We start from the raw sequence: 18,536 nt of genomic DNA on the forward strand, positions 1-18,536 counted from the left end.
GTGAGTAAATTAGAAGAATTAATCAATAAATTATGCCCGAATGGGGTGGAATTTAAAAAAATTGAAGAAGTATGTGATAATGTTTTTGCTGGTGGTACACCAAGAACATCAAATAAAGATTATTATGGCGGAAATATTCCTTGGCTAAGATCAGGTGAGATAAATTTTAATATAATAGATGATGCTGAAATTAAAATTACAGAAAAAGGCCTTAATGAATCTTCTGCAAAATGGATAAAGGAATATTCTGTTTTAATTGCAATGACTGGGGCGACAGTTGCTAGGAGTGCCGTTAATATAAAAAGAATAACTGCAAATCAATCTGTATGCGCAATGGAACCTTCTGAAATAGTTAATTATAAATTTTTATATTATTATGTAGAAAGTATGTATAACAATATAAAAGGAATGGCTCAAGGTGCTTTAACAAGTATAAATCTATCAATTATAAAATCAATAAGTATTCCTGTGCCTCCGTTGGAAGTGCAATGTGAAATTGTCCGTATATTGGATAATTTCACATTGCTTTCAGCAGAGCTTTCAGCAGAGCTTTCAGCTAGGCAAAAGCAATATGAGTATTATTCAAAAGAATTATTCAATTTTAATGATGATGTTGAATTTATTAGTTTAGAATCAATTGCGGATATAGGTACGGGTAGTAGTAATACAAATGAAGCAGTTGAAGATGGACAATATCCATTTTATGTTCGTTCTCAACAAGTGTATTATAAAAATAATTATGAGTACGATGATAATTCTATAATAACATCAGGTGATGGAGTAGGAGTTGGAAAAATATTTCATTACACTGATGGAAAATATGCATTACATCAAAGAGCATACAGAATTAATATAACAAACAATAAAGTAAATTCAAAATATTTTTATTATTATATGAAGTCAACATTTTATGATTATATACAAAAAAATGCTTTTAATTCTTCTGTAACATCTATTAGGAGACCTATGTTAAATAAGTATCCAATACCTATACTATCATTAGAAAAACAAAATAAGATAGTAAATATTTTAGAAAAATTTGACAAATTATGTAACGACCTTTCTGAAGGTCTTCCCGCTGAAATAGAAGCAAGAAAAAAGCAATATGAGTATTATAGAGATAAATTATTAACTTTTAAGGAGTTAAAAAGTTAATAAATGAAAGATAAGAAAGGATGATTTTGGAAGAAAATAGCATTATAATCTATACGCCAGAAGATGGTAGCACTAAAATAGATGTTAGATTAATCGATGAAACAGTGTGGTTGTCGCAACAACAAATGGCAGTTTTGTATGATACAACTAAGCAAAATATAAGTTTGCATATAAAAAATATTTTTGAAGAAGGAGAGTTAAACGAAAGCTCAACTATCAAGGAAATCTTGACAGTTCAAAAAGAAGGCAATAGAAATGTTGAAAGAAATGTAAAATATTATAATTTAGATATGATAATTTCACTTGGATATAGGATAAAATCCAAAGTAGCAACTAATTTTAGAAGATGGGCGACTCAAAAGTTAAAAGAGTATTTGATAAAAGGTTTTACTATAGATGATGAAAGACTAAAAGGAAATGGCGGTGGGAGCTATTGGAAAGAATTATTAGATAGAATTAGAGATATTCGTTCTTCTGAAAAAGTGCTTTATAGACAAGTTTTGGATCTTTATGCGACTAGTGTTGATTATGATCCAAAAAGCGAAGAATCAATCGAATTTTTTAAAATAGTACAAAACAAGCTACATTATGCTACACATGGTCATACCGCAGCTGAGATTATTTATCAAAGAGCTGATGCCAAAAAAGAATTTATGGGATTAAAAAATTTTAAAGGCAAATTTCCTGTGTGGAGTGATGCAAAAATAGCCAAAAATTACTTAGATGAAAATGAATTAAAAGTTTTGAATAATCTAGTTTCAGGTTATTTTGATTTAGCAGAAATCAATGCTTTTGAACATAAACCAATGTATATGAGTGATTATATTTCAATGTTAGACTCCGTGCTTACATCTGGAAACAGACAAATATTAACCGGTGCGGGAAATATAAGCCACGAACAAGCTTTAAAAAAAGCTAAAAACGAATATTTAAAATACCAAAATAACGAACTATCCCCAGTTGAAAAAGAGTATATAAAAAGTTTAAAAAAAGCCGAAAAAGAAGCTAAAAATCAAATAAGAAAAATAGGAAAATAATATGAATAAATACAATATAGTTATGGAAATGAGCAATTCTACTGTGGTGGCTGAGTATGAGCCATTAAAGAAAAAATCTGATAGTTATCAAAGCGAAGCAGCCTTAGAAAATGAATTTATAAAAATGCTTAGTGAGCAAGGCTATGAATATCTAAAAATCAATGATTCAAAGGCACTTATCAGTAACCTTAGAGCTCAATTAGAGATATTAAATGATTATAAATTTAGTGATAATGAATGGGATAGATTTTATAAAAATAGTATCGCTAATAACAATGATGGAATAGTCCAAAAAACCAAAAAAATCCAAGAAGATCATATCCAAGTATTAAAAAAAGATGATGGAACGAGTAGAAATATCTATCTAATTGATAAGAAAAATATCCATAATAATATATTACAAGTTATTAACCAATATGTAGAAAAGGGCGGAAACTATGAAAATCGCTATGATGTTTCGATTTTGGTCAATGGATTGCCTTTGATTCATATAGAGTTAAAAAGACGGGGAGTAGCCTTAAAAGAAGCATTTAATCAGATTAATAGATATCAAAGAGATAGCTTCTGGGCTGGTAGTGGGCTATATGAGTATATACAAATATTTGTAATTTCAAATGGCACAAATACAAAATACTATTCTAACACCACAAGAGAGAGCCATATAAAAGAAAAAACCCAAACACAAAATAGAAGCAAGAAAACAAGCAATAGCTTTGAATTTACTTCATACTGGGCTGATGCGAGTAATAAGGTAATACCCGATTTAGTGGATTTTACTAAGACATTTTTTTCAAAGCATACGATACTAAATATATTAACCAAATATTGCGTATTTACGGCTGAAGAGTTATTGCTGGTGATGCGTCCATATCAAATAGCCGCCACTGAAAGAATACTAAATAAAATTCAAATAAGCACAAATTATAAAAAAATGGGAACGATAGAAGCTGGTGGCTACATATGGCATACCACAGGCTCTGGCAAGACCTTGACATCATTTAAGACCGCTCAACTAGCAAGTAAATTAGACTATATAGATAAGGTGCTGTTTGTAGTTGATAGAAAAGATTTGGATTATCAGACGATGCGAGAGTATGATAGGTTCGAAAAGGGTGCGGCAAATGGCAATAGAAATACCAAAATACTACAAAAACAGATTGAAGATGATAACGCTAAAATCATAGTTACAACTATCCAAAAGTTAAGCGAATTTGTAAAAAGAAACCCCAAACATCCGGCATTTCAAAAGCATTTGGTTTTGATATTTGATGAGTGCCATAGATCGCAGTTTGGTGGTATGCATATATCGATAGCTAAGAGCTTTAAGAATTATCATCTATTTGGATTTACAGGAACGCCGATTTTTGCTAAAAATGCTACTAATAAATCAAATCCTAATTTTTGTACCACTGAGCAAGCCTTTGGGGATAAGCTACATACTTATACTATTGTGGATGCTATAAATGATGGGAATGTCTTGCCATTTAGAATTGATTATGTAAATACGATTAAGAAAAAAGATGAAATAAAAGACAAAGAAGTCGCAAGAATCGATGAGGCAGGGGCATTGGCAGATGACAAGAGGGTTAAAAAAATAGTTGAATATATAATAGAGCATTTTGACCAAAAGACAAAAAGAAGCTCATATTATGATTTAAAAGGTCAAAGAATGAGTGGATTTAACTCGATGTTTGCGGTCGCTTCGATTGAGATGGCTAAAAAATATTATTTGGAATTTAAAAAGCAATTAGAAGAAAAGCAAAAAGATTTAACCATCGCTACGATATTCTCTTTTTCAGCTAATGAAGAAGACAGGGCCGATGGAATAATAGACGATGAGGGATTTGAGACGGAGCTATTGGATAAAAGCTCAAGAGAGTTTTTGGATTTTGCTATAAGCGAATACAATAAAAAATTTAAAACAAATTTCTCATCTGAAGGCAATGGATTTCAAGACTATTATAAGGATCTATCTGATAAGGTTAAGAAAAGAGAAGTTGATTTATTGATCGTTGTTAATATGTTTTTGACAGGATTTGACGCTACTACGCTAAATACATTATGGGTGGATAAAAACCTAAAACAACATGGATTGATACAAGCATTTTCAAGAACAAATCGGATATTAAATTCTGTAAAATCCTATGGAAATATCGTATGTTTTAGAGATTTACAGGACGAGACAAATGACGCAATAGCCCTATTTGGCGATAAAAATGCGAGCGGGATAGTGCTGCTAAGATCTTTTGAAGATTACTATTATGGATATGATGATGACAAAAAGCATATTATGGGCTATGAAGAAAAAATAGCCCAGCTTATCCAAAAGTATCCGCCAGACGAGCAAATCATAGGAGAATCAGCCAAAAGGGATTTTATAATCTCCTTTGGTAGCATTCTAAGACTGAGAAATATCCTATCATCATTTGACAAATTCAAAGGCATGGAGATACTAAGCGAAGAGGATTTTCGAGATTACCTTAGCGAATATGAAGATCTCAATGATGAGTTCAAATCAAAATCAGAAGATAGCGAAAGTATAAAAGATGATTTGGTATTTGAGATGGAGCTTGTAAGGCAATTAGAGGTAAATATAGATTATATTTTAATGCTAGTTACAAAATACCATAAATCAAATTGTAAAAACCAAGAGATACGAAGCTCAATCGATAAAGCGATTAGAGCAAGCATGTCATTAAGATCCAAAAAAGATCTAATAGATGGATTTATCAATAAAATTAACGCCGATACAGATGTAATGACAGATTGGGCGAAATTTGTCAAAGAACAAAAGGAGAGCGATCTAAAAGATTTAATAAAAGATGAAAATTTAAAAGAGAGCGAGACGAGAAAGTTTATAGATAGCTCTTTTAGAGATGGTCAAGTCAAAACAATAGGAACAGATATAGAAAAAATACTACCACCTATGGGTAGATTTAACGGTGGCAATAGAAATGAAAGAAAACAAGCAATAATCGAAAAATTATTGAAATTCTTTGATAAATATTTTGGATTGGGTATATAAAGGTGGATTTTAAAGGGATATTAGGCTAAATGCGAAAAATCGTGAAATTTATACTTTTTGGCGTGGTTTGGCTATTTTATAGGTAAAATTTGGATTTTGTATTAAAAATCTTAATTTATTAATAATTTTTGGTTATAATAAATCATACTTCAATTTTAAAGGAAAATTATGAAAAAATTTGGTTTTGTAGCATCTGCTTTGATGCTTGCTAGCTCTAGTTTATTAGCGGCTAATATGACAATTTTTGATCCTAAAAGTGTAGATCACATTGAGATCAAAGTTGATTTACTAGGACAAGACAAAAACACTCCAGTAGGTAGCGTAATAGCGGTTAAAACAAATTACGGCGTGGCGTTTTTCCCAGATCTTAAAGGCTTAGAGCCAGGCTTACACGGATTTCATGTCCATGCAAATCCTGATTGTGGCGCAACTGACAAGGGCTTAGGTATGAAAGCCGGCGGCCACTGGGATCCAGCAAATAGTGGTAATCACTCTTTACCTTGGGATGACAAAGGCCACAAAGGCGACTTACCAGCACTATATGTAGCGTCTGATGGCACTGCGACAAATCCTGTTTTATCTCCTAAAATCAAAGATTTAAGCGAGTTAAAAGACCACTCTTTGATGGTTCATATCGGTGGTGACAATCACAGCGACCATCCAAAAGCACTTGGCGGCGGCGGCGCTAGAATGGCGTGTGGCGTTATTAAATAAACCTTTAAGCCCTTTTTTAGGGCTTAAAACACGAATTTTTATTATTAATTTATTCTTGATCCGCCATAAAAAATATAAAAATCTCTTGAAAAATAAAACTAATCGTTAATTACCGCACTTTTAATCTGTAATCTACCTATCTTAACTCAATCCACCGGTTGGATTATAGCTGCTTGTTTGATTTCAGGCATAATAGCCCAAAGCTTAGCTAGATCTACGCTAAAACCCTCTCTTAATTCACATCTTAATATTCCCACTCTTTGCCATGGCTCTAAATTTGGGTTAAAAAATGTGCTTATACACTCTTTACCACCTAAGACTAGTGATCTTATCTCTACAGCATCACTTAGTAGTGGAATGAGTTGAAATACAGTTTCAAACTTCTTTCTATCTAAATCCCCAATACAATTCTTTAAAGCAAAAAATCCACTCTCATCAATCCCAAGGCAACTATTTATATCATTAGCTGATACAAACTGAACATACTCAAGGCTTAAATGTGCAAAGCTATCAACCCTTTTAATCTCATCAATTATAGTTGGTTCAAATGCTTTAACCTCTCTTAGGTTATAATTAAAAGTTTCATCTGATTTACCTAAATTTACTACTAAAGGCATACCTGTATCAAGTGATCTTAGGCTTAAAGGCAAGGTAAATGGATCAAACCCATCTTGATTATTTGAGCTAGTTAAGATTGGTGTTTTTATTTTATCATTTAATAATGGAGCTCTATCTGGGGCTTTTGTTTCATCTGGGGCTTTGCTTATATCTCCTGCAAATCCCTTAGAGCTATCAAGCTTTAAAAAGCTCATATCTTGCTTTGGTTGATCTATTTTAGCTCCGCTACAACTGATGATAAATATAGATATTAAAGATATTAAAGATATTTTTATAGCTATTTTCATGGAAATCTCCTAAATGTTACAGGGAAGTGGTCACTTGCTATGTGAGTTCTAAATCCACTAAAGAATGTGCTAGCTGATATTGGTGGTAGTGGTGCTGGTGCTATAGCTCTATTAGAGTTACCTACTACAGCGTAATCTAGAGTTCTTCTAGCGCTTATTTGAGTTATTGCGTTATTAGTAACTATCCTAGTTCTAAGTCTTAGCTCTAATTCAAATGTGCTAAGCAGATCTACTGGCTCTCTATTAAAATCTCCCATTATAATCCAATTGGTATTAGCTAGGGTTGGGGTGCTTTGAAAGAATAGATCTATATTATGCACAATAGCTGAAGCATCAGCTCCACCATTAGCTAATGCGTGAATACTAAAGAATGCATCATTATTAATTCTAATTCCTAGCATTGGTCTTGAGGCTGTTGTTGGAGGTGGTCGTAAGAATACTTCATCAGCTTGTCTTCTACTAGCTAGGGCTAAATTTACTCTATTACCACCTAAATCTGTCCTAGCATAGTATATAAAGATTAGATCAGGTCTTAGTCTGGTGCCTATATTCCATACATGCTCAGTTACAACTACACTAGTACCAAATGCTCTAAATTCTCTTCCAGTTGGCTCGGCTGTAGCGGGTAAGGTGCCAGCTTCTTGGATAGCTAAGACATCTATTCCATTAGCTCCAGAGAACATTTGAGCTATACTAATGCTCCATTTAGCCTCGCTACTAGCACTTGAGCCTTGCATATTCCAAGTGGCTGTTTTAAAATCATCTATATTAGCATATAAACTTATAAAGCTAAATAATAGTATTATTAATATATTTTTCATTGTTGATATCCTAAGAGTGGAGAAGTTGGTGCTGCTTCAGGGATAAATACCCATTGTTGATTAAAATTTGGCTTAAAATTACACTCTCTCATAGCAAGACTATAGTAGCTGCCAGTTTGAGTTAGTGAGCCAAGATCTGTTGTGATACACTTACTAGAAGCACTAGATTTGATCTGAATGGCGCCATTGTCCATAGCTGATAGTTGCCATTGTTGGGATTTGTTATTGATATCGCAATTTCTGTGAGTGATACCACCACCTTCATCATGGATACAAGTATTAGTAAGGAAATTTATAATCAAAGCTATATCATTACCTAGATTTAAAACTTGCCAAGACCTAGCTCTACCAAACTCTTTAGAGTTATCTAAGGTATATCCCCATAGCCAATTACCAGGAGCTAATGCCCAAACTGTGATTGCTGAGCCACCCTTTGGGTTTATTATAGTTAGTGGGGTGGATTTAGATCCAAGAGATGGGGATGAGCCTAGAGTAGCTGGGGCGGTTAATAGCGGTGGCTGGGTTATTTGGGGTGGTTGATTAGATGAATTTGACTGATTATTTGATGGGGTGGTATTTGCTAATGGATTAGATGGATCTGCTAAATCAAGTTTATTAAATATAGGTGTTTTTAGAGAATTATGAGTGAAATTATCATCCATTATAGGCGGATAATATGGCGACTTGCTTGAAGAGCAAGATATGAAAATTAAAGATATAAATAGCATAAATAGCAAATTTCTCATTTGTGGCCTTTGAGTTGGTGTGCTTTATCAATTTATCTTTTGAATTTGAATTTTTATTTTTAAATTTAAAAATTGATATTTTAAATTTTATTTTTCAAATTTATATTACTTGAATAATTATATTATTCTTGATTAATTTTGATAATTGATTTTAAAACTGATTGTAGCTAAATTTGATTTAAAGGAGTATAAAGAGGTTTAAAAAGAGATTTATAATAGTTGATTATATTTATTTGTGTTTTAGGTTTGTTTGGACTATTTCATTTAGATTTTACTAAATGAAATAGTTGGTATTTATGAATTTTATTTATGGTGTGGTTTTAATGATTTGGTGATTATCTTTATGCTCTTTGGTGATATTTTTACATTTAAACCATAGAGTTAGGTAGCCTAGTTTTAGTTTAGATTTATCAGCATTTATTAGAGCCTCTCCGAGTTTGTAGCTTAGATGCTCTTTTATCTTTATAGCCTCATTGTAATCTGGATATGATTCAAGTGGTGGAAGCTTTAAGCTTGGGTTAGCTTTAATTTTTTCTTGATAGAGTTGTTGATTTTTTTGGTGGGTTTCTTTGATATAGCTTAGGATATAAGGCATTCTGATATAGCCCCATAAGCTTTTTGAATTTGCTATCATAGCTTGACCAAGTTTATAGCTTAGCTGGTTTTTAATGCGGGATTTGGCGGTGTTGATAATTTGTTGTGAGTTATACTGCAAAATTTCAACCTTTGGTTTTAGACTTAATTGGCCTTCTTCTTTACTTAGCTCTATATCTACAATTGATTTTGCGTGTTTAGCGTAATATAACATTGTTTCATAAAAATTATTATTTAATAATTCACGTTTTTGCGATATAGATCTTTTATATCTATCAAAACATCTTAAGCAAAAATCTAATTCATATTTACTTATAGATTTATTTTGTTTAATTATTTTTATATCCTCTTTTAATGTTTCAGATATATCTGGAAAATAAGAAATATGAAAAATATTATTATAAGATTGCATAAAGGAGTTAAGCAAATCTGAAGAGCGTAAAACTAAATTATTAGCCAAAAGCCAGTCTAATTGTGTTCTATGACAACTTTCAACAACAAATGGTTTCGAAAATGCATTAATATGAAAATTAAAATCATCTTTTTTCCCATATTCATATAGTGATAGGTATTTCATCATCTCATTTCTTCTGCCATAATACACTTTATCGTCTATACCAGCCGACCAAGAATGGCAAGCAATTTCATTTTCTCTAAGCTTTGACAGATCTGCTAAGTCTATATTTCTAGGAAAAGTATCAGGCCTAATTCTAATAATATAATCATATTTAAAATTATTTTTATTTTCATGCTCTATAATTAATTCCTTAGCTTTATGATTAGCATAATACATTTTTAATAAATTAGAAGATAAAGCTTTAAATTCATCAGATTCAAAATTACTACGGTTATATATTTTGTTATTAATTTGATGTACTATAGTATTTTCAAAATTAGATTGATTTTCTAGCATAATGCCAATAAACTCTGGCCATTGTTCAAAATAATGTTTATCTAATTTTTCATAATGTTCTTTATTAAGTTTTTTATATGTATTAGGAAAAGTATTTTTTAATTTTGCTCCATCAAAAGGGAATAGCGGTTTAATTTCAGGAAAGTGTCTCATAGAAAAATTTGCTAAATTTGGCAATCCATGCCAAGTAGCAAACTCATCCCATGAAAAAAGAAAAATATCTGCATTTAATGGTTTTGCTAAATAATTTACAATAGCATGAATGTTCATTTGATAAAATCCGCGAAGAATCCCAGCTACTACAATTGCAACTTTTGGCTTATCGCTTTTTGAGAAACAATTATAATGCTTATTTAGTATTTCAATTAATATTTTTGTATATTTATTTGAACCATTGGTATTATATAAATATTCGTTCATCCATATAGATAAAGTTCTTATATTTACAAAATATTTCCATTCAGATTGCTCTTTAAAATAATTAAATAATATTGTATAGGCATAAATACGAGAGATACTTTTTTGATTTGTTTGCTTATAAAATATAGTTTCTATAATTTTAGTACCTAGATCGACACTTACTTTTTTTTCTTTTATTATATAATTTAATTTATATATTTCTAAAATTTCATTTTCTATAAATGGATAATTTATGGTTGTTATATTTTCAATTTTATCATTAACTAATTTAATTAGACCATTAATAAAATCATCATAATTTGCTGTTGTGATCAAAGAAATATCAACTTCTTTAGAACTTAAACTCAACACATCTTCTAATAACCCACATTGATATAAAAATTTAATATATAGAGGAATATATTGTGGAGAAATTTTTATTAGTATTTCATATTGTTTTCTTACTGTTTGCATATCCCAATTTAATATGCTTTTATTAATTTCATTTAACATTTTTTTCCTTTATAATATTTCTAATTTCGAATAATAACCAAATATATCCACCTAAAAAACGATATTTATGTGCTTTTAAAAAGGCATTTCCTAGTTTATAGCTTAAGTGATTTTTGCATTTTAAAGCTTCTTTGTAATCTGGATATGACTCTAGTGGTGGGAGTTTTAAGCTTGGATTAGCTTTAATTTTTTCATTATAGGCTATTTGTTCTTTTTTATGCATATCTTTTATATAGCTTAATACATAAGGCATTCTTATATATCCCCATATGCTTTTAGAGTTTGCTATCATAGCAGAACCTAATTTATAGCTTAAGTGATTTTTTATACGATATTTAGCTGAGTTTTTAGCATTAAATTTTAAATATATTGGCACATATGGCTTAAAAATATCTAGATCAATTTCTAATTTTTTATTTTTTAATTCTAAATTATGATTTTGTTTTTCTAGAATTTGGATTTCTAAAATATCTTTTTTAGTTTTTAAAGAGTTAAGTAAAATTTGAGCATTTTTTGATTCTTCAATTTTATCTAGTAATTTAGTTTGTATTTTTGATAATTCAACTTCTTTTGATTGCAAGATAGATTTTTTAATATCTATTAATGGATCAATATTTTTCATATTTGCTCTCCATATAATAAATTCATATTGCCAACGATATTTTATAAATATATTTAAAATATTACTATCTTTTTTATATGCATCATGTGGACTTATATCATTTTCAAAATTGCTAAACCAAACCAAATCTCCTTCATTTGGCATTCTATAATCTAAAACACCAAATCTAAAAGCATTACTAGAAACAAAATTTACCCGTGATGGCAATTTATAATCCTTAAATACTCCCTCCCAGCCATTATTTATATTTCTTATGGGTTTATATAGTTTAAGATATTCATTAATTTTTAAATTGTAATAAAACATAATATCTGGTCTAGTATATAAGTAATAATCATAAGTTATATTCATTTTCTTAGAATAATTTTGCCTTATTTGATTAACTTTTTGAATAGTCAGCGGAAGTCCGATAACTCCACTAGGCAATTCCTCTATTAAATAATCTACTGGATTATATAATGTTAATATTTCTTTAATATCTTCATTTTTTAAAGTAACATTAGTTAAACCTGGATAGTAATGACCTAAAGGAGAAGCTTCATCAAATTTATTCCAAGTATGTAAAAAAATATCTATCTCCCAGCCATCTTGTCTATTAATTTCTATAACATATTTTAAAAAAGATTGATAAGTTTGCTTATATGTTCTTACATGACCAAATAAATGAACTGCTAATCTCATTTATACCCCTAAATCATTAATTATATCTTTATTATATTTTTCTAATATTTCTAAAGCTTGTTTATATTTCTTACCATCTTTTCTATACTCAGCTAACTTCATTATCAAATAAACTATATAAGGATACTGTTTAGATAGATTAAGCTTTAAATATTGAGATATATGATATTTATAAACAAGACCGCTATGCATAAATAATGTATCAAATATATCTTGATATTTTTCTTGTAAATTTTCTTTAAGCCATGATTCTACTGCTTTTAAATTATTATTATGCAAGTAAAAATCTAACATATTTAAGTCCCAAGCTATATTATCATTATCTTGTTTTTTTGCTTGTAGTAAATATTCTAGTGTTTTAGAGTTATAGCCATTAATTTTTAAGGATAATTGATAAAGTCTAAAATACGCCATAGAATGATATAATGAATCTATATTTAACTTTAATATATTTTTCTTAAGTATTTCATATTGTTCATTTAAGGTATACACATCGTGGAATGAGATATCTTTTTTAATTCCAGCAATACAAGATGGTACTTGAGAAAAGGCAGATTTTTGCAAAGATATACCAGGAGTATAAATAATATCTGCATAAGACATCAAATTCATTTCAAAAAATGCTCTTTGTGTCAAATCGCTATATGATTTAGCAAATTCATCAGCTAAATATATATTGCATCGTCCAACACTATCTATTAAAATTTTACTAGCCTTAATATCTTGTGTAAAAATTAAAATTTTTGTTTGTTTGTCTATTTTTTCTTGAATTAATTCCAAAGCTATTTCATAAGGAAAATACTTATCTCCAATAAAGCCATACAGCGAAGCTTTTTTATAAGTTGAAGAAAATATAATATCGGCACCCCTTATGTGGATAGCGATAAAATGCCCTAGTTCTTTTGCGATATTACTAGCATTTTTTTGTATAAGAGCAAATTCTTTTGAAAATGTAATTTCCTTATAAGCCTTAGCAAAATCTGCATAACATTCTTCTTGAGAATAATTTTCTATCCAATTACTAATTATACCTCCACCTATACTTGGAGCATACCATCCCCAAGGATTTTCATAAGGACCCTTTTTAATATCTTCAAAAGTCCTTTTTGTATTATGTATCATAAAGCCATGATTGTTGCTGATTTGTTTATCAAATATTAAATGCTTATCTAAAAATTCATTATCAAATATTAATTTTTCATCTCCTATAGAAAAGGATAAATTATGTTTTGCGTTAAACATCTCATATTTATTTCCAATGACATCTTCAACGGGTTCCCATTTAAAATAAAATGGTAATTCTGTTTTTTTAGATAAAACTAATCCAGCAATTAATGAAAAAATTCTCATTCCAAAACCATCTGGTTTGGCCATTATAATACAAGGAGAATCGTAAATTTTCTTTGGCTTATAGTCTTTTATAGTTCTTGCTTCTAATAATTTATCAAATTCACTTAAAATTTTATCATTGTATTCTATGTAATTAAATTGCTTTATAGGTATTTTATTATCTAAAGCGCATTGTATGCCATGCATAAATCCTTCTTTAGATGTTTTAACTAAGATGCCACCTCTATTATTTAAAACATCCCTGCATCCCGCTATATCTGATGCAATAATAGGTTTTTGCAAGACTAAAGCTTCTAAAATAACAATAGGCTGTCCCTCATGCAATGAAGGTAAAATAAAATAATTTGCTTTATTTAAATATGAATATGGATTTTCTTTGCGACCTAATAGAAAAATAACATTAGACATATTAAGTTTTTTAATTATCTTATCCATTTGCCCTTTTAATGGACCATCGCCAATAATTACAAGCCTTATATCCTTGTGTTTTTTATGAATCTCTTTAAATGATTCAATTAAGGCTATATGATTTTTTTCTTTTGAAAATCTTCCAATAGTAATAAAAATTCTATATCTAGAATCAAAAATAATTTTCTCATCTTTATTTTTAAGCGACCAATTTTTTTTAAAAATAATATTTTGATAATCAATTATATTATTAATAAATGAAAATTTATCGCTCGCAATACCGTATTTTTTATGTAAAAAACTAGAATTAATCTCATTTAATAAATTAGAAACTGAAAGTATTTTATCAAAATATCTACAAAGATTAAAACATTTCTCCAAATATGGAAATTTTAAGAGAAATTCTGCTTGCATATCACTATGGAAATAAATAAGCTTTTTAGCAGGGCTTTTAGAATATGCAAATCTAGATATCCATAATTCTCCATAGCCATCAAAATTAATTAATACATCAAATTTAGAATCTCCATATAGGCATCTAAAATCTCTTTCAAAAATTGATTGCATAATTTGTTCTTGCTTATCATTATATCTTCTAATTTTAAATACAGGATGCGTTAAAATATACTCTTCTTCATAATCCATTGATAAAATATTTGGATTTCCTAAAATATGAACTTTATCTTTTATTTTGTTTATATTATTTAGTTTATTTTGATCATTTTTCAACAACCAAACATCTACAGCAATACTAATATCATATCTATCTGTATCAATATAATTTATAAAATTAATAAAAGAAGATGTTATTCCATTTACATCTAGACTACCTGGATAAATAAGCATATTAATTTTGCTCTGGTCTTGTACTTTATATACTTTTTCCTTATCAATTTTGTTTAAAAAAAACATATCTACCACTCTTTGAGTAGCTTGACCATCCTCATTTGCAATAAACATATTTTTAATTTCTTTATTTGGTTTGCATTTTTCTAGCCTATTATCATCTTTTAAAATATTTAAAACCTCTTGAGCTGTTTTGCAAAATATAGATGAAATCATTCTTATATCAAAATACAAACCATGATCTTTTTCATACTCATTATAATCATAAACATAATATATAATAGGTCTATCTAAAACCATATAATCAAAACTAATAGATGAATAATCACTAATTAAAACATCAACAATGTTTAAAAGTTCATTAGTATCTATATTTCTTGGAACAAAATCAATGCCTTGTTCTAACAATTTATTTTCTAAGACATAATGCCCTCTAAACAACACCTTATATCCGCAAGTTTGGAATATTTTTATATCAGAAATTAGTTTTTTAAAATTAATATTTCCACTCTCAAAACTATTTCTATAAGTTGGTGCATATAAAACAACTTTCTGATTATTTTTAATTTTTAAGATATCTTTTATTTCTTTAGCCCTATTACTATCTAAATTTAAAGTTAAATCGATTCTTGGATATCCGCTTTCATAGCATATTCCTGTATATATATTTTCTATATCATATTTTTTTAGCAATACATCTGATGTATGTCTATTAGGTGATATTATATGTGTGGATTGTAAAAAATCTTTTTGAGTTACTTCAAAAGGCATAAATCCAGTTTTTATATCTTTACCCAAATGCTTCCAAGGTATCCCATGCCATGTATTTAGATATTTTTGTCCTTCTCTTCTAGTAAAAAATCTAAAAAAATTACCTGAGTTTATTAAATATTTAGCACTTGCTAAATATTTTAAATATAACACACTTCCAGTTTTTACAAAAATAATATTTTTTATTTTTTTAAATCTACTTGGTATATCGTTTAAATCCTGAATTGCCCATATATGTGTGAAATGCTTAAAATCATTATTTTGTAATAAATAAGAAAAAATTGCATATGGATTACAACTCATATATTTAGCAGTATGGGATTGATATAAAATTATATTATCTTTTATGGATTCGTTTTTGTTAAATTCAACATAGGTCATTTTTTGTACAAATGCGTGATTTTTAGATAAATTATTAGTGTATTTAGGCTGACGCTGGAATATTTCCATATCTATAAATGCCTTATTTGCTTCTTCAAATTTGCCTAATTTATTAAGACAATAACCCAATCTATAATACCAATATGGCTTATGTTCGCTATTGCGAGCTACAGCTTCTTGATAACAATAAGCTGCTTTTTTATACTCTTTTTGTCTCTCATAAACAAAACCCAATCTATAATGAGTATAAGGCCTATGGTAATTAATCTCTAATGCCTTTTCGTAGTATATAGCTGCATTTTCCCAGTCATAAAGCATATCAAAACTCATTCCTATTTTATATAGCATATTATCATCATGATTAATTGATATGTTATCATTGTAATATTCTAAATATGCCTTATTGGCTTCTATCCATAAATTTTTATTTTGATGAAATACACCTATTCCATATAAATTTGATTCTAATCTTTCATCAATGGATATTGCTTTTTTGTATAACTCTTTTGCTAAATCTAAATCACTTTGATTCTCCATGCCTTTTTCATAGCAATAACCCATTTTATAATAATATTCAGCATCAATACCAGATAAATCTTGCAATGTTTTTAATGCTTGAGAATAAGCTTGTGCAGCTTCTTTAAATCTTAACATCATCTCAAGAGCAATAGCAAGATTTTTATATCTTACAAAATTCCCGCCTTTGGTTGCAATCTCATCTTTTAAATCCTCTACCTCTTTCCACCAAAGCTTTCCACGGGATATGCCGCCAGATTCTATATGGTTTTGAGATTGATCTAATTGTTTTTTCCAGTGTTTTTGATTTGGATTTAATGCTATTGCATTTTGAATATATGTTTTTGCATTATTCCAATCTTGCATTTTAAAATAACACATTCCGATTTTAAAAATACATTTAGCATTATTTTTATTATAAGAATTCGCTTTAATATAGCAATCAAGTGCTTTTTGATAGTTTTTGTTACGATGATAGTATAAAGCTCCCATAGAAAAATAGTAATTAAATAGAGGGTTTAACATCTAATATCCTTTATGAATTTTATATTTATTTATAAAATTATTTTCATCATACTTGTAAAGTTCATTAAGTATTTTTTCTTGGCAATATATAGAATATTTACTCATTAATAGTTTATAAAGATGTAAAATATATAGATCATCATTAATTATTATAGCATTTGGTGTATCTAATACATTATCAAAAGAAGTCTTTGGAATTCTCCAATCTTCTCCATAATTTTCAGTTAAATATAGATTAAAATCTTTTGCACCAAAATATTTTTCACCTAAAAACTCATACTCTTTAAGCTCAAATAGCGTATTATACCATTTAGCTTTGCCGCCTAAATGATATACTTTATCATCTTCTTTGTAATGTATAAAAATATCTATTAAAATTCCATTTATATGCTTTACTTTTATAATACCAGGGGTATTGTATTCATGTATGCAAAATAGACCTTCTTTACATATAGCTTTAGCAATATTGCAATTTATAGACTCATTAAAAATTCCTATATCTATATCATAATCATGAGATAGTATTCTTCCTTCTCTTATACAACCTAAAAAAGTGCCACTAACTAAAAATATTTTAATATTTAATTTATCAAAAAAAAATTTAATATCTTTTAGGGCATTTATCGCATCTTTGTTATTTAATTTTTTTTTCGATATTTTATTTTTAGAATCAAATTTATGATTTAAAATTAAATCTTCTAAATAATGCTTAGTCTGTTTATAAGCCATACCTTTGATTCCAGCATGTATAAGATATAGCGTAATTTGTTTATTTGTATTTTGATTATATTTATAATATAAATTTTCAAATTTATTAAAATCATATTCGTTTTCTACTATTTTACTAAGCATAAGCCAAGTTTTGAATCTTGCACTGAATTCTAAAATATTTTCTAAAATTTTCCAAGAATTTTCTTTATTTCCCATGCAATATAAAATTTGTGACTTTAGATATCTGCCTTCTACATGATAGGGATATCTTTTCAAAAAAATATTAATATTTTTAAGACTTACTTCATAATTGGCAAAATAAAAATTATATTTTGCCTTATAATAATATGCAAAATAATTTTGCATATTATTTAATATATTAATTAATTGCTTTGCGTATCGTTGTTGTGTTGATTTTTGCATATATAAATTAATTAAAAAACATATCAAAGTAGAACAATATAAATATCCTTTTGTTTCTATATATGTATTTTTGATTATATTTTTAATGCTCATACACGAATCTTTTCTATTAATTCTGTAGTAGATATACTAGGTGTTCTAGGTAGATAAACGACATCTACTATATCTTTAAATTCATCAAATTTACCTTCCCAATCATTACCCATTGCTAAAATATTGGCATTATACTTAAGTAAATATTCTCTTTTTAGCTCCAAGGACTCTTCTAAAAACACTTCAGTTACACACTTTAAAGATTTAATTATCTCCATTCTTTCCATTTGAGAATATATAGGATAGCGATTCTTTTTAGAAAAATTCAATGCGTCAGATGATACTCCTACAAATAGCTCATCTCCTAAACCTGCAGCCCTTTGTAAAATCATCAAATGACCATAATGAAATAGATCAAATGTCCCAAATGTCAAAACACGCTTCATT

12 protein-coding genes are annotated in these 18,536 nt (G+C 28.5%); 4 read left to right on the forward strand and 8 right to left on the reverse strand.

Annotation, left to right across the window (positions count from 1 at the left end):
- The 4 genes from CLAN_RS00560 to CLAN_RS00575 all read left to right on the forward strand — a co-directional run bounded on the left by CLAN_RS00560 (position 1) and on the right by CLAN_RS00575 (position 5,931).
- Positions 1 to 1,155: a restriction endonuclease subunit S gene (locus tag CLAN_RS00560; RefSeq protein WP_100590311.1), complete on the forward strand. Its 1,155-nt coding sequence runs from the start codon at positions 1 to 3 to the stop codon at positions 1,153 to 1,155.
- A gap of 26 nt (positions 1,156 to 1,181) precedes the next feature.
- Positions 1,182 to 2,192, forward strand: coding sequence for a virulence RhuM family protein (locus CLAN_RS00565; protein ID WP_232045842.1), 1,011 nt, complete (start codon positions 1,182 to 1,184; stop codon positions 2,190 to 2,192).
- Between the two features lies 1 nt (position 2,193).
- Positions 2,194 to 5,217: a type I restriction endonuclease subunit R gene (locus CLAN_RS00570; protein ID WP_100590313.1), complete on the forward strand. Its 3,024-nt coding sequence runs from the start codon at positions 2,194 to 2,196 to the stop codon at positions 5,215 to 5,217.
- A 168-nt stretch (positions 5,218 to 5,385) separates the two neighbouring features.
- On the forward strand, positions 5,386 to 5,931 hold the full coding sequence (locus CLAN_RS00575) for a superoxide dismutase family protein (RefSeq protein WP_096015336.1): 546 nt from the start codon (positions 5,386 to 5,388) through the stop codon (positions 5,929 to 5,931).
- Between the two features lie 146 nt (positions 5,932 to 6,077).
- On the opposite strand, the gene CLAN_RS00580 is transcribed toward CLAN_RS00575, so the two are convergent.
- From CLAN_RS00580 to CLAN_RS00615, 8 genes are all read right to left on the reverse strand, one after another.
- Entirely contained in the window at positions 6,078 to 6,836 is a 759-nt protein-coding gene (locus tag CLAN_RS00580; RefSeq protein WP_100590314.1) for an RICIN domain-containing protein, read from the reverse strand.
- Positions 6,833 to 7,657 (reverse strand): cytolethal distending toxin subunit B family protein, encoded by an 825-nt coding sequence (locus tag CLAN_RS00585; RefSeq protein ID WP_100590315.1) that lies wholly within the window; start codon positions 7,655 to 7,657, stop codon positions 6,833 to 6,835. Before CLAN_RS00585 ends, CLAN_RS00580 begins: the two co-directional genes overlap by 4 nt.
- Positions 7,654 to 8,403: a ricin-type beta-trefoil lectin domain protein gene (locus tag CLAN_RS00590; RefSeq protein ID WP_100590316.1), complete on the reverse strand. Its 750-nt coding sequence runs from the start codon at positions 8,401 to 8,403 to the stop codon at positions 7,654 to 7,656. The genes CLAN_RS00585 and CLAN_RS00590 overlap by 4 nt, the downstream gene beginning before the upstream one ends.
- 307 nt (positions 8,404 to 8,710) lie before the next feature.
- Positions 8,711 to 10,822: a hypothetical protein gene (locus CLAN_RS08340; protein WP_100590317.1), complete on the reverse strand. Its 2,112-nt coding sequence runs from the start codon at positions 10,820 to 10,822 to the stop codon at positions 8,711 to 8,713.
- A complete protein-coding gene (locus tag CLAN_RS00600) occupies positions 10,812 to 12,125 on the reverse strand; it encodes an alpha-2,3-sialyltransferase (protein WP_100590318.1) in 1,314 nt (437 codons plus the stop codon). The genes CLAN_RS08340 and CLAN_RS00600 overlap by 11 nt, the downstream gene beginning before the upstream one ends.
- Positions 12,126 to 16,922: a CDP-glycerol glycerophosphotransferase family protein gene (locus tag CLAN_RS00605; protein ID WP_100590319.1), complete on the reverse strand. Its 4,797-nt coding sequence runs from the start codon at positions 16,920 to 16,922 to the stop codon at positions 12,126 to 12,128. It abuts the gene before it with no gap.
- Positions 16,923 to 18,149, reverse strand: a complete 1,227-nt coding sequence (locus CLAN_RS00610) for a hypothetical protein (RefSeq protein WP_100590320.1) — start codon at positions 18,147 to 18,149, stop codon at positions 16,923 to 16,925. It lies immediately after the preceding gene.
- Positions 18,146 to 18,535: an FAD synthase family protein gene (locus CLAN_RS00615; protein ID WP_100590321.1), complete on the reverse strand. Its 390-nt coding sequence runs from the start codon at positions 18,533 to 18,535 to the stop codon at positions 18,146 to 18,148. The genes CLAN_RS00610 and CLAN_RS00615 overlap by 4 nt, the downstream gene beginning before the upstream one ends.
- Between the last annotated feature and the right edge of the window lies 1 nt (position 18,536).

It is taken from the genome of Campylobacter lanienae NCTC 13004 (assembly GCF_002139935.1).
Classification (GTDB): Bacteria; Campylobacterota; Campylobacteria; order Campylobacterales; family Campylobacteraceae; genus Campylobacter; species Campylobacter lanienae.